A 12,993-nucleotide genomic window follows, 5' to 3' on the forward strand; every position below is an offset into this window, starting at 1 on the left:
CGACGAGAACGACGCATGATGCGCTTCAAGTCGACGCGGCAATGCCAGCGTTTCGTCTCAACCCACAGCCAGATCGCGGATCTTTTCCACCTTCGTCGCGAACATCTGGCCGCCGCCGATCACCGCCAGCTTCGAGCCCACGCGATCTCGACCTGGCGTGAAATCGCCTGGTCGACCACTGCCTGAAAGGCGGCACACAAATCCTCGCCGCGAAATGCGACAAGTTAAGGCGACGCCATCTTGCCATGACTCCTTTTCGCCGCCCTATCGGGTGACGTCGGGTCGATCTAGGCCAAGCGCGACCAGGATCGCGGAACCGATGATGATCTGCTGGATGAAGCCGTTCACGCTGAGCAGGTTCAGTCCGTTGGTCAGCACGGTGACGAGGATCACGCCGGCGACGGGTGCCGTGATGGTGCCCATCATCAGATGAAAAGGCAGGATGAACTTGCGATGAGTGGGGGCACCTCTGTTGTAGTCAGGCCGCCTGCAACGCAGCCGCTTGGGGGCTGCTCGCGATCCTTCGGTTCGTGAATGGTTGCTTTCGTGTGCGTCAGTTCGTCGACGACGAGGATTTCGTCGGGAATGTCCGTTTCGGCAAGCAGACCCGCGATCAAAACTTCCGATTCGGCAACTTTCAGCATCCAAAATCCCGTAACCGGGAAATTTTTGGCAATGTAGGCCCTATCTGGCTGAAATATTCTTGACATAATTCCGTTTCGGAAATTTACTGGCCCTAATGAAGCCGATAGGGAACCGGTAATGACGCAGCGCTACCTGCTTGACGAACTGGATCGCGAGATCATCGGTTATCTTACCGAAGACGGGCGTCTTTCGGCCGCCGAAATCGCTGGCCGGATCGGCAGCGTATCGGAGCGCACGATCCGCAACCGCATTGCCGGGCTTTTGCAGGCCAAGATGATTGTCATCGGCGCCATTCCCGATCCGGTGGCGCTCGGCCGCGATGTTCAGGTCGAGCTGCTGATCGAGGTCGAGCAGGGCAAGCTGGAGGAAGTGGCCATCCTTCTCGCCGAATATGACGAGATCGGTTATCTCGCCGCGACCAGTGGCACGGCCAACCTCAGTGCCTCGCTCTTCGTGTCCGATCATGCAGCACTTCTCGACTTCATCGACCAGGAACTGGGCAAGCTGCCCGGCGTCAAGCGCGTGACGAGCTCGGTCGTCCTGCGGCTCTACAAGGTATTCGGCACGAGGACGACGGCGATCAGCCGCGGTACGGACCTCGGCGGTAAGAAGAAAGGGTAACCCATGCTGCGCATTGGGGTGGATGTAGGCGGAACCAATACGGATGCGGCGCTGCTGCGCGGCACCGAGGTTCTGGCAACGGTGAAATCCTCGACCACGGCGGACGTGACCTCGGGCGTCAGTGCGGCAATCCGCACGGTGCTTTCGCAGGCGGACGTCGCCGCGACCTCCGTCAACGGGGTGATGATCGGCACGACGCATTTCCTCAACGCCGTCGTGGAAGGTCGGCATTTGGAAAAGGTCGGCATCCTTCGGCTCTGTGGGGCCGCGACACGCTCGCTTCCGCCGATGATCGATTGGCCCGACACCCTGCGCCCGATCGTCGATGGCGGCGCGGCCATGGTGGGCGGCGGCGTGAACTATGACGGTTCCGAAATCGCGCCGCTCGATATCGACGCCGTTCGTGCAGCCTGCCGCGACTGGCGCGCCCGTGGCATCTCGGCGATTGCGATCTGCTCTGTCTTCGCGCTGGTCGATCCACGCATGGAAAACGAGGCAGCGGACATCGTCGCCGAGGAAATTCCAGGCGCAGCGATCAGCCTGTCGCACCGTGTCGGCCGCACCGGCCTCCTGCCGCGCGAGAGTGCGACGATCCTCAATGCCAGCCTCCACACGCTCGGCCGTGAAACCGTCGGCGCCTTCCGTTCGGCCTTCGCCGCGCTCGGTCTCGCCTGCCCGCTCTACCTGACGCAGAACGACGGAACGCTGATGGCGGCGGACTTTGCCGAGCGTTATCCCGTCTTCACCATCGCCTCCGGCCCGACCAACTCGATGCGCGGCGCCGCCTTCCTGACCGGTCTCAGCGATGCCGCCGTCATCGATATCGGCGGCACCACCACCGATATCGGCATGCTCGTCGCAGGCTTCCCGCGCACCCGCAGCGAAGGCGCGATGATCGGCGGCGTGCCGACCAATTTCCGCGTGCCGGATGTCTATTCCTTCGGCCTCGGCGGCGGCAGCATCGTGCGCCCCGGCGAAGCTGCGACCATCGGGCCGGATTCGGTCGGTTTCCGCCTGCCGGAAAAGGCCCTCTGCTTCGGCGGCGATACGCTGACAGCGACCGACATCGCGGTTGCCGCGGGCCTCGTCGACCTTGGGGATCGGAGCCGTCTCAGCCACATCACGCCGGAATTCGCCCGGCAGATGCTGGCGCAGATGAAGGCCAGCATCGAGACGGTGCTGGACCGGATGAAGCCGAGCGCCGACCCGATCCCCGCCATCCTCGTCGGCGGCGGGTCCGTGCTGGTCGAGGGGCTGCTGAACGGCACGTCCGTCTCGCTGAAGCCCGATCATTTCGGTTCGGCCAATGCGATCGGCGCGGCGATCGCGCAGGTCTCTGGCGAGGTAGACAGCGTGGTTTCTCTGGAAGGCACCACGCGCGAGATCGCGCTTGAATCCATCATCGCCGAAGCGCGCGCCCGTGCCGTAGAGGCCGGCGCCGATGCCGAAACGACGACGCTTGCCGAAATCGAGGAAACGCCGCTGGCCTATCTGCCCGGCAATGCGGTTCGCGTCGCTGCGAAAGTAATTGGAGACCTCAGGGCATGAAGTACTGGACGCTCACCGAAGCGGATATCGACCGCATCGCCATCGGTTGCGGCATTCTGGGCACCGGCGGCGGCGGCAGCACGTATCATGCGTCGCTGCGCGCCAAGGCGCTGTTGCGTGAGGGCAAGCGCATCCGCATGGTGCGCCCGGCCGACATGGATCCCGATGCGCAGATCATCGGCATCGGCGGTATCGGCGCGCCGACCGTCGGGATCGAGAAGATTGCCGAGGGTGCTGAAGGCGTGCGGCTTCTCCACGCGCTCGAGCACCATATGGGCCGCAAGATCGATGCGTTGCTCGGCGACGAAGTGGGCGGCGGCAACGGTCTTTCGCCCATGCTAACGGCCGCGATGGTCGACCTGCCGGTGGTGGATGCCGACGGCATGGGCCGCGCCTTCCCGGAAGTGCAGATGACGACCTTCTTCATCCACGGCCAGCCGGTGCAACCGGCAGCGCTGGCCGATGCGGACGGCAATGTTCTGATCGTCACCGAGGCCACCACGCCGAAGATGCTGGAAAAGCTGCTGCGCGCCAGCACCATCGCCATGGGCTGTACGGCGCTGATGACGACCGCGCCGATGTCGGGCGAATTCGTGCGCCGCTTCGGCGTGCCGCACACCACCAGCCAGGCGTGGAACCTCGGCGATGCGGTGCTCAATGCCCGTGCCGCCAAGGCGGATCCGGTCGACGCGATCCTCAAACAATCGGGCGGCGTGCGCCTGATGCGCGGCAAGGTCACCGATATCAGCCGGCGCATCGCGGCCGGCTTCAACCGTGGCACGCTCACCGTTGCCGGGCTCGACCAGGACAACGGGCGTACGATCGCCATCGAGATCCAGAATGAGTACCTGATCGCCCGCGAAGGCGAGACCATCATCACCATGGTACCGGACCTGATCTGCATCGTGGATTCGGAGACCGGCCGCGCCATCGGCACCGAGGAGCTGCGCTACGGCCTGCGCATCGATGTGCTCTCCATGCCCGCGCCGGTTCTGCTGCGCAGCGAGATCGCGCTCGCCTCCGTCGGCCCGCGCGCCTTCGGCTATGATTTCGACTTTGTCCCGATGGGCGTATCAGCCGATGCGCCTGCCGTGCCGCACTATGAAGAAGAAGACGCCTGATCGTCCGCCCTCACGACCAATCCACTGGGAGCCTGACATGAACCGCCGTAATTTTCTGAAAACCGCCGCGCTTGCGGCCCTTGCCACCGCCGCCACCTCGCACTGGAACTTTGCGATGGCGCAAGGCACCGGCAGCATCTTCACGCTCGCTTACCCGACCAGCTTCCCCGACCTCGACCCCGCGACCTCGTTCTCGAACGATGGCGCGGTGCTCGCCAATGTCTATGAAGGCCTGACACGCTACATCCCGGCGACCGACGCCGCCGAGGCGAAGATCGAGCCGCTGCTCGCCACCTCCTGGGAAGTCAGCGCCGATGGCAAGACCTGGACCTTTATCCTGCGCGACGGCGTGAAATTCCACGACGGCACGCCGCTCACCGCGGAGGCCGTGAAGGGCTCCATCGAGCGCACGAAGAAGATCGGCGGCGGCGCGTCCTTCATCTGGGGACCCGTCACGTCCATCGAAACGCCCGAGCCACTGAAGGTGGTCTTCGTGCTCTCCGAGCCGCAACCGCTCGACCTCATCGCCTCGGCCGGCTTCGCCGCCTGGATCTATGCGCCTGCCTCGCACGACAAGGATGCCGCCTGGTTCAACGCCGGCAACGATGCCGGCACCGGCGCGTTCAAGATTTCGCGCTACGAGCCCGGCCAGCGTGCGGTTCTCGACCGCGCGGAAGGCTATTGGGGCAAGGTGCCGGACGGTGCCTTCCAGACGGTGTCCTTCGAAATCACCGAGGACACCACGCTTGCCCAGAACATGATCGAAAGCGGCCAGGCCGACTGGACCTACAGCCTTCCCTATGAAAACCTCGAGGCGCTGAAGTCCAATCCCGACCTCAACGTCGTGGTCAACCCGTCTTTCGAAACGCTGTTCGGCCTTTACAACGTCAAGCGCGCGCCGCTCGACAAGATCAAGGTGCGCCAGGCCCTGTCGCTCGCCTTCCCCTATGACGATGTAATTTCCGCCGGCACGAGCGGCTTCGCCACGCGCGCCAAGGGCGTGGTACCCGCCGGCATCTGGGGCCATGACGCCAACGCGCCGATCCCGAAGACCGACCTCGAAGCGGCCAAGGCGCTTCTCGCCGAGGAAGGCATCGAACCGGGTCTCGAACTGGTGATGACCTATTCGACGTCTCAGGCGATCGAGGCGGTCGCCGGCGAACTCTGGAAGGCCAATCTGGAAACGCTCGGCATCAACCTGACGCTTCAGCCAATGGCCTGGGAAGCCCAGTGGCAGCTCGGCAAGTCGAACCCGGAGGCCGCCCAGGACATTTTCGTCATGTTCTGGTGGCCGACCTTCGTCACCCCCTACGACTATCTCTTCAACCTGTTCCACACCGAAGAGAAGCCGAACTTCAACCTCGGCTACTACTCCAACCCGGAAGTGGATGCCAGGATCGACGAGGCGGCAAAGCTTTCGGGCACCGACCGTCCACGCGCCGAAGCCCTGTTCATCGAGGCGCAGCGCAAGGTGATCGAGGATGCGGCGGCCGTCTTCATGCTGGACCAGCCCAACGTTCACATCATCCGCTCCGACATCAAGGGCTACGCCGACAATCCCGCCTACGGGCACGTCGCCCTCATCAACGAACTGAGCCGGTAAGGGGCGCGTGGCGGTCTGATGGAACTCCTCCGCTATATCCTGCGCCGCGTGACGCTCTCCGCCTTCGTGGTGGTGGGTGTGACCTTTCTGGTCTTCGTGGTGGCGCAGGTCGTTCCGTCGGACCCCGCGGCACTCTATGCCGGCCCGCGGCCCACCGCCGAGCAGATCGAAAAGGCGCGTCAGGAGCTCAATCTCGACGCGCCGCTGCCCGCCCGCTTCGCCACATTCGCGACGGCCATGGCGACGGGCGATTTCGGCATTTCCTACAAATCGCGCCGGCTGATCGCCGAGGACCTTCGGGCCTATCTTCCCGCCACGCTGGAGCTCGCGGTCTTCTCCACGGGCCTGGCGCTGATCATTGGGATACCGCTCGGCGTGCTCGCCGCCGCGCGGCAGGGCCGATGGCCGGATAAAGTCGGCAGTTTCGGCTCCATTGCGGCCGTTGCCATGCCGACCTTCTTCCTCGCCATGATCCTGCAACTCGTCTTCTCGCAATGGCTCGGCATCCTGCCGCTCTCAGGGCGTCTGTCGCGTGAAATCTCCATCTCCGCGCCACTGCCGATGGTGACCGGGTTCAATATGATCGATGCGCTTCTCGCAGGCCGCCTCGATGCTTTCGGCAACGCACTGACCCACCTGATCCTTCCGGCGCTGACACTCGCCTCCTATCCGGCAGGCGTCGCCATGCGACTAACGCGTTCGGCGATGATCGAAATCCTCGAGCGCCGCCATGTCGTCGCCGCGCGTGCCCTCGGCCTTTCCGAACCGCGCATCCTGTTCGGCCACGCATTACCCAATGCCATGGGGCCGGCGTTAACGGTGATCGGGCTTTCCTTCGCCTATGCGCTGACCGGCGCGGTTCTGGTCGAGATCATCTTCGCCTGGCCCGGTCTCGGCCGCTATGTCTCCGAAGCCATCCTCGCCAAGGATTTCCCGGTCATCGCCGCCGTCACCATGGTCGTGACGATCTGTTACGTGGTGATGAACCTCCTGATCGACATCGCCCAGGCCCTGGTCGACCCGCGGGTGGCGCTGTCATGAAGAAGCTCGTTCACCGTCTCGGCTGGCCCGGCACCATCGCCCTTGCGATCATCCTACTCTTCGTGCTCGTCGCGGTCTTTGCACCTTGGAGCGCGCCCTATCCGGCGCAGGGCGCCGGTGCGCCGAACGTGGTGGCCAAGCTCTCCCCGCCTTCGGCCGATTACTGGCTCGGCACCGATCATCTCGGCCGCGATATCCTGAGCCGCATCATCTACGGCGCGCGCGTCTCGCTGACGAACGGCATGCTGATCGTCGCCTTCTCCCTGCTCATCGGCCTTCCGGTCGGCCTGGCTGCTGGCTATTTCGGCGGCTGGGTAGACGAGGCGCTGATGCGCGTCACCGACGTCTTCCTCGCCTTTCCCGCCCTGCTGCTCGCCGTGCTGATGGCGGCGGCGCTCGGGCCGGGCTTCCTCAACAGCATTATCGCCGTCGCCGTGACCTGGTGGCCTTGGTATGCACGGCTTGCCCGCGCCGAAGTGCTGGTGCTGCGCGGCCAGCCCTATGTCGAGGCCGCGCGCCTTGCCGGCGTATCGCATCCGCGCATCATCATCCGCCATATCCTGCCGGCGACCGCTCGCCCTTTGACGGTGCAGGCCGCACTCGACGTCGGCCCGGCGTTGCTCACCGCCGCCGCGCTTTCCTTCCTCGGTCTCGGCGTGCTTCCACCGACCGCCGACTGGGGCCAGATGGTCGATGCGGGACGCAAATTCTTCCCCGCGCGCTGGTGGTATTCCGCCATGCCCGGCATGACGATCTTCATCATCGCGCTCGCCTTCAGCGTGCTCGGCGATGCACTGCGCGAGCGCAAGGGAGGGCCCGCCCGTGACCCTGCTTGACGTCCGCAACCTCGCCGTCAGCATTCCGACGCCGGAAGGCGACGTGCATGCCGTGCGCTCGGTCGACCTTCAAATCGCGCGCGGCGAAATCCACGGCGTGATCGGCGAATCCGGCTGCGGCAAGACCATGACCGGCATGGCAATGCTGGGCCTGGTGCCGCAGGGCGCCCGCATCACCGCTGACCGCTTCCATTTCGATGGCGAAGACCTGCGCGAGAACGCGGCGCACCTGCGCGGCCGGCGGATCGGCCTGATCTCGCAGGACCCTGCCGCCGCGCTGAACCCCGTTCTCAGCATCGCCCGCCAGATGGACGACGTGTTGCGCGCACACCGCGACATGCCGCGGCAGGCCCGCCACGCGGAAGCCGCAGCCCTGCTCGCCGCGACCGGCCTTCCCGATCCGGAGAAGGTGCTGAAAAGCTATCCGCACCAGCTCTCGGGCGGCATGCAACAACGCGTGGTCATCGCCCAGGCGCTCGCGACCGGCGCCGATTTCCTCATCGCCGACGAGCCGACCACCGCGCTCGACGTCTCCGTCGGCGCGCAGGTTCTGGCGCTTCTGCGACGGCTGGTGAGCGAGCGCGGGCTGACCGTGCTGATGATCACCCACGACATGGACGTGATCGCCGAGGCCTGCGACCGCGCCACGGTGCTGTATGCCGGCCGTTCCGTCGAGACCGGCCCGGTCGACGACGTCCTGCAGCGCCCCGGCCATCCCTATACGCGCGCGCTGCTTGCGGCTCTTCCCGATGCAGGGCCGCACGGCGCGCGCCTTGCCGCCATCGAAGGCTCCATCCCGCCGCCACGCTCCCGGATTGCGGGCTGTGCCTTCGCCCCGCGCTGTCCGCAGGCCATGCCCGTCTGCGCGACCACATCACCGCCCGAGCGCAACCGCGCCATCCATCGCTGGCTTTGCCATTTGCCGGAGGATGCGGCATGACCACGGCCCCGATACTCGACATCGACAACCTCGTCATCCGCTACCGCGCCGGCCTCTTCGCGCCGCGCCCCAAACCCGCCGTCAATGGTGCAAGTTTCCGGCTCACCAGGGGGGAAACGCTCGGCATTGTCGGCGAGAGCGGCTCCGGCAAGACGAGCCTCCTGCGCGCCATCCTCCGGCTACTACCGGTGGAAAGCGGCGCCGTGCGCCTCGACGGGCAGGATTGGCTCGCGCTGAAAGGCGATGCGCTTCGCCAGGCGCGGCAGAAGATCGGCGTCGTCTCGCAAAACCCCTTCCTGTCGCTGAGCCCGCGGCTGACCATCGCCGAGATCCTTGCCGAACCCATGCTGGCCGCCGGGCAGCGCAAGTCCCCCGTCATGCGCGAGAAAATAGCCGCCGTGCTCTCCGACTGCGGCCTTCCAGCCGATTTCCTCGACCGCCGCGCCCGCGAACTCTCCGGCGGCCAGGCGCAACGTGTCGCAATCGCGCGGGCACTGGCGCTCCAACCGAGCCTCCTCATCCTCGATGAACCGACCTCTGCGCTCGACGTCTCCGTGCAGGCACAGATTCTCAATCTGCTCTCCGACCTCAAGGCAAGCCGTGGTCTCTCGATACTCTTCGTCACGCATAACCTGAAGGTCGTCGCGCATATTTCCGATACCCTCCTCGTCATGCGCCGAGGCGATGTCATCGAGTTCGGCAGAACCGAAGCGGTCATCCGCGCGCCCACCCATTCGTATACCCGCGAACTCCTCTCCTTCGGTCGCGAGGCGACTGCTGGCTGATCGAATGGCGCGGCTTGTCCGAAACAGTCGGTAATCTCGGAGAACGGCCCGATCGGCGGCAACGTTCAGCCGCATCCGCATCACACCCACGATCGACAAAGGATCCTTCAAGACGGTGGTTTCGCAGCACAGCGAACCACCGTCGGCGGTGATGCGGCGTTGTCCATAGGGTCACCATTCCTGCCCCATGATCCCGGTGGTGAGTGGCGAGCGGATGGAAAGGCGGCCCCTCTGCCGCCGGGTCCGCCTGCAAATCCCGAAGCGTTGAAGGGAATCGAACCAGCGGCTACTTCGTTGAATGGCATATCCTCAATCAAGCAAGCGCGCTCTTCTACCGAGACTCGACTCAACCGAGCCCGCAATCTTTACCACGGCCATACCCGCTTGGATCATGCGTTGATGCCAGCGCGCGAATACGATGCCGCCGGTTTCGGTGACAACCTCTTGCCAACGTGCATGCGGATCAGGTTCAAACGGGTCGTAGAGCCTCGCAACCACGTCGCCGGCGCCGACTTTTGCTCCGAGCGGCTTCAGGTGGATGACCACACCGATCGTTGGACTTCTGACTACCTCGACAGCATCAAGCTTGGTGACGAGCGGAGCCGCGCCGACGGCGGTTTCGCGGGTGCCGGCTACTGCGCCTAACTGAACGAGAAAATCGCGGAGCGCCTGTCCGTCCGAAGCCGCCAACTCCGGATTAACATCGGAAAGTCCGCGTAGCTCAAGCGTACAGCCCGCAGTTCGAAATCCGGGCTGCTCGGTTCCTTCGGCAAGGTGCGCGTTGATCAGGTCCCATGCTTCCCCGTGCACTTCGTCAAACGGAGAGTCCGCCGACTTGTCCGCGAGAATGACCACAGGAACATCGAACCTCTGCGCCAAATGCTGGAACACCGGCCACGCCTTTTCGGATGTGTAGAGGTGAAGGGTGGCTTCCATGTCGGCGTGCACGTCGACAATCACGTCGGAGCCCCATGCCAATTCCATCAAGGCCGCTTGCAGACGCTCGATGGGAGCGCCAACGCGTGTCAAGCTGCCAAGGATTTTCGCGCCTATATACAGCACCTCGTTCGTTGTCTGCCTGTCTGGGCCAAGCAGCTTCAGTTCTTCGACCACCCGTTCACCCACCTGCGGGAAGGCGCGATTGAAGTTTCGACCGTCGAGCGAAAAACGGCCCAGGTGGCGCCCGAGGACAAACTGTTTCGCGCCAAGAGGATTGCAATGAGGCACGACAACAATCTCACCGCGAACCTCACCTGCGGCATCTGCCTTCTCAAGCAAGCCGACCAATTCGGCGAGCGCCATGGTGGCAGAGACTTCATCGGCGTGAAGGGCACCCTGCAGGTAGATTTTCGGCCGCGCGCCGGGAAGCCCGAAACGATGAACGACGATCCCATCTCCTGCTATATTCATCCATTCAGCGGTCATTGCGCGGCATTACTCCAAACAAGCTGATTGATACCTTCGCTCCCGTGACCGCCAGGCCTTCGACAGGCAGGCCAGTCGAAGCCGGACCTGGTTTCGCGTAGTAGCCGTTGCGGACTGACATGTTGTCGTGTAGTTCGTCGGACGAGCTGCCGGCAACGTAGTACGTGGTCGCCTTACGCACGTCCCGGAAACTCACGCCGGCGTCGGCAAACAGCGCCTCGACCGCTTTCATGATGCTGGCCGTCTGCTCGACAAAGCTGCGATCGGGCGAGGCATCGAGAGCCGTCAGATGGAATTGCCCACCCGCCATGCGCAACGACATCGACAAATGATCCGTGTCAGAGACAGACGCCCGTGGCCGATTATCTACGATCGGGGCTTTGGCGAATGTCAGTTCTGCCATGATATCCGCCTCAGCATCGGAGATCTGGACGGCACTATGAGCGATGCGATCGTCACTCCCTGAAAAGACCCCATCGGGGACTTCGCAGCCGACCGGAAGAAACCACTGCTCCGCAAGCAGGTAATCGCGTGAAAGATCTGCGCGGACAAGCAGCCTGTTCAACCGGGAACCGATTTCTTTAAAGGCAACTCGCGGAGACGAAAAAGTCGCCCAGATGAACGGGCCTGCATCGGATACCTGTAGTGTCAGCCCGGTTTCTTCATCGACAAAGGAAGTGCCTTCCGCCTTCTCATCTGAGGCAAACACGTCGACCTCGATCAGCATCCCATCATAGTAGAAGTGCGGGACGGCCACCGGAATGACCTGAACCGTCGGACCAAATTCGCCGTGGAACAGTCTCGTCAGACGTGCTGCATCGTCCGGCCCGGTCTTCACGTAGTAGATGACAAGCCGACCAATACTGGAGGGCCGGCTCTGCATTTCACCCAGGAACCGGCGAATAAAACCGGCCACGACCTGCGCCTGACGCATGAGATCGCCGGGATGAAGGACATTTCCGAGACTGTCCAGCGGGCACTGACCGCAAGACCAGAGGAGCGCGCCCTCCCTGACAAACAGGGAGTATGGATGCTCGATCCGCATTTTCCAGACGGTATCAAACGGCAAATAGGCTGTAGCAGATGTGCTCATTGTGACGACTTTTTCAATAACCGGATCCGCCAGCGTTGAGGCGGCGCGCCATCACGCTGAGCGGAAAGATGAGAAGGAAGAAGAGGATCGCAACGCCCGTCAGCGGCTCGAGATAGCGGAATGACGCGGACCCGTTCAGATAGGCGACGTAGGCAACCTCCCCTACCCCGATGCCGGCGAGCAACGTTGTCGCCTTGAGCAGATCGGTGAAGTAGTTGACCACGGCCGGCAGCATTTTCTTGACGGCCTGAGGCGCGATGACGCGAAACCAGATCACAGGTCTCGGGATGGCCAACGATCGGGCGGCCTCCCATTGCCCCCGGTCGACGGCAAGAATGCCACCACGCACGATTTCCGCCATGTAGCCGCCACCGATGAGGCCGAGCGCCAGCACGCCGCAGGTCAGCCCGGAGAGGTTGGCGCCGAGCAGGATGGGTAGGCAATAGTAGGCCCAGAATATCGCGATCATTTCCGGCGTGGCCCGGGTAACATGCAGGAAGCCCATCGCGCTTCGTGACAGGGCGCGCCGCGGAGACAAGGAGACGGCACCCAGGACGCTGCCCAGGCACGTTGCGAGGACAAAGGCGGCGGCAGTGACGAGTACCGTCGTGAGAAGCCCTTGCAAGAGGGCAGGAAAGGCCGAAATGACGATCTGATAGTCGAACATTATCGGTGCCTCCAGCGGTTGAGCCGCACTTCCAGCCTGTGGAGACCGCTTGCCAAAGCGAGACCGGAGCCGATGTAGATCAGGGCGGCGACGGAGTAGAACAGGATAGGATCGGCCGTGTAGTCGCTGATGCGTGAGGTCGTGCGCATCAGTTCGGGCACCGCCAGGATCGAGAGGATCGCGGTAGCCTTGAGAAGGCTGATCAGCGTGTTGCCGATCGCAGGCATCGTCATGGCCAGAGCCTGAGGGATGACGACGAGCCGCCACCGCTGCCGCGGATTGAGCCCGAGCGCCAGTGCCGCCTCATGCTGCCCCCTCGCCACGGAGTTGAAGCCGGTGCGATAGACCTCCGCCATATAGGCGGTCATCACGATCACCAGCGCGATCCCGCCGGTTTGCTGCGCCGTGGTGTTGAACCCCGTCAGCGCGGGCAAAGCGAAATGGAGCCAGAACAACTGCACCAGCAGGGGTGTGTTGCGGAAGAACTCCACGAACGCGACGGCCGGAAAGCGGACGATGGCCGAGGAACTGCCCAGGGCCAAGGCCGCGGGCAGCCCCAGAACCATCGATCCGACGGTTCCGAGTGCAAAGTAGAACAGCGTCAGGAGAAATCCCTTTGCCAAAGCGGGGATGTACGGAGTGAGTGTATCGAACATCGCGTGCGAAAC

14 protein-coding genes and 1 pseudogene are annotated in these 12,993 nt (G+C 63.8%); 9 read left to right on the top strand and 6 right to left on the bottom strand.

The window, feature by feature from the left end; genetic code table 11:
* Nucleotides 1–186, top strand: a pseudogene (locus ACT6VE_RS27650) (IS6 family transposase); the annotation flags it as partial.
* Nucleotides 187–264: 78 nt separating this feature from the next.
* Here ACT6VE_RS27650 and ACT6VE_RS27655 read toward each other — a convergent pair.
* The gene (locus ACT6VE_RS27655) at nucleotides 265–426 is read right to left on the bottom strand and encodes a hypothetical protein (RefSeq protein WP_444801515.1); all 162 of its coding nucleotides are present in this window, start codon (nucleotides 424–426) and stop codon (nucleotides 265–267) included.
* Nucleotides 426–644 carry a hypothetical protein gene (locus tag ACT6VE_RS27660; protein WP_444801516.1) on the bottom strand — a complete coding sequence of 73 codons (219 nt, stop codon included), beginning with the start codon at nucleotides 642–644 and terminating at the stop codon, nucleotides 426–428. Before ACT6VE_RS27660 ends, ACT6VE_RS27655 begins: the two co-directional genes overlap by 1 nt.
* A 118-nt stretch (nucleotides 645–762) precedes the next feature.
* Between ACT6VE_RS27660 and ACT6VE_RS27665 the strand changes: the two genes are divergently transcribed.
* The 8 genes from ACT6VE_RS27665 to ACT6VE_RS27700 are packed head-to-tail and all read left to right on the top strand — an operon-like array spanning nucleotide 763 to nucleotide 9,140.
* Entirely contained in the window at nucleotides 763–1,266 is a 504-nt protein-coding gene (locus ACT6VE_RS27665; protein ID WP_444801517.1) for an Lrp/AsnC family transcriptional regulator, read from the top strand.
* Nucleotides 1,267–1,269: 3 nt separating this feature from the next.
* Nucleotides 1,270–2,814, top strand: coding sequence for a hydantoinase/oxoprolinase N-terminal domain-containing protein (locus ACT6VE_RS27670; protein ID WP_444801518.1), 1,545 nt, complete (start codon nucleotides 1,270–1,272; stop codon nucleotides 2,812–2,814).
* On the top strand, nucleotides 2,811–3,935 hold the full coding sequence (locus tag ACT6VE_RS27675; protein WP_444801519.1) for a DUF917 domain-containing protein: 1,125 nt from the start codon (nucleotides 2,811–2,813) through the stop codon (nucleotides 3,933–3,935). Before ACT6VE_RS27670 ends, ACT6VE_RS27675 begins: the two co-directional genes overlap by 4 nt.
* A 37-nt stretch (nucleotides 3,936–3,972) precedes the next feature.
* Nucleotides 3,973–5,538, top strand: a complete 1,566-nt coding sequence (locus tag ACT6VE_RS27680) for an ABC transporter substrate-binding protein (protein WP_444801520.1) — start codon at nucleotides 3,973–3,975, stop codon at nucleotides 5,536–5,538.
* 18 nt (nucleotides 5,539–5,556) lie between these two features.
* On the top strand, nucleotides 5,557–6,579 hold the full coding sequence (locus ACT6VE_RS27685) for an ABC transporter permease (RefSeq protein WP_444801521.1): 1,023 nt from the start codon (nucleotides 5,557–5,559) through the stop codon (nucleotides 6,577–6,579).
* On the top strand, nucleotides 6,576–7,415 hold the full coding sequence (locus ACT6VE_RS27690; RefSeq protein ID WP_444801522.1) for an ABC transporter permease: 840 nt from the start codon (nucleotides 6,576–6,578) through the stop codon (nucleotides 7,413–7,415). Before ACT6VE_RS27685 ends, ACT6VE_RS27690 begins: the two co-directional genes overlap by 4 nt.
* Nucleotides 7,402–8,355 carry an ABC transporter ATP-binding protein gene (locus ACT6VE_RS27695; protein ID WP_444801523.1) on the top strand — a complete coding sequence of 318 codons (954 nt, stop codon included), beginning with the start codon at nucleotides 7,402–7,404 and terminating at the stop codon, nucleotides 8,353–8,355. The genes ACT6VE_RS27690 and ACT6VE_RS27695 overlap by 14 nt, the downstream gene beginning before the upstream one ends.
* Nucleotides 8,352–9,140 (top strand): ABC transporter ATP-binding protein, encoded by a 789-nt coding sequence (locus tag ACT6VE_RS27700; RefSeq protein ID WP_444801524.1) that lies wholly within the window; start codon nucleotides 8,352–8,354, stop codon nucleotides 9,138–9,140. The genes ACT6VE_RS27695 and ACT6VE_RS27700 overlap by 4 nt, the downstream gene beginning before the upstream one ends.
* Nucleotides 9,141–9,449: 309 nt before the next feature.
* Here the strand turns inward: ACT6VE_RS27700 and ACT6VE_RS27705 are convergent, their stop codons facing one another.
* The 4 genes from ACT6VE_RS27705 to ACT6VE_RS27720 are packed head-to-tail and all read right to left on the bottom strand — an operon-like array spanning nucleotide 9,450 to nucleotide 12,981.
* Nucleotides 9,450–10,565 (bottom strand): hypothetical protein, encoded by a 1,116-nt coding sequence (locus ACT6VE_RS27705; protein WP_444801525.1) that lies wholly within the window; start codon nucleotides 10,563–10,565, stop codon nucleotides 9,450–9,452.
* A complete protein-coding gene (locus ACT6VE_RS27710) occupies nucleotides 10,555–11,658 on the bottom strand; it encodes a hypothetical protein (protein ID WP_444801526.1) in 1,104 nt (367 codons plus the stop codon). Before ACT6VE_RS27710 ends, ACT6VE_RS27705 begins: the two co-directional genes overlap by 11 nt.
* Nucleotides 11,659–11,671: 13 nt before the next feature.
* Complete coding sequence (locus ACT6VE_RS27715; RefSeq protein ID WP_444801527.1) at nucleotides 11,672–12,325, bottom strand: amino acid ABC transporter permease; 654 nt, start codon at nucleotides 12,323–12,325, stop codon at nucleotides 11,672–11,674.
* Nucleotides 12,325–12,981: an amino acid ABC transporter permease gene (locus ACT6VE_RS27720; protein ID WP_444801528.1), complete on the bottom strand. Its 657-nt coding sequence runs from the start codon at nucleotides 12,979–12,981 to the stop codon at nucleotides 12,325–12,327. The genes ACT6VE_RS27715 and ACT6VE_RS27720 overlap by 1 nt, the downstream gene beginning before the upstream one ends.
* Between the last annotated feature and the right edge of the window lie 12 nt (nucleotides 12,982–12,993).

Origin of the sequence: Shinella sp. (assembly GCF_052438155.1) — a bacterium.
Lineage (GTDB): Bacteria > Pseudomonadota > Alphaproteobacteria > Rhizobiales > Rhizobiaceae > Shinella.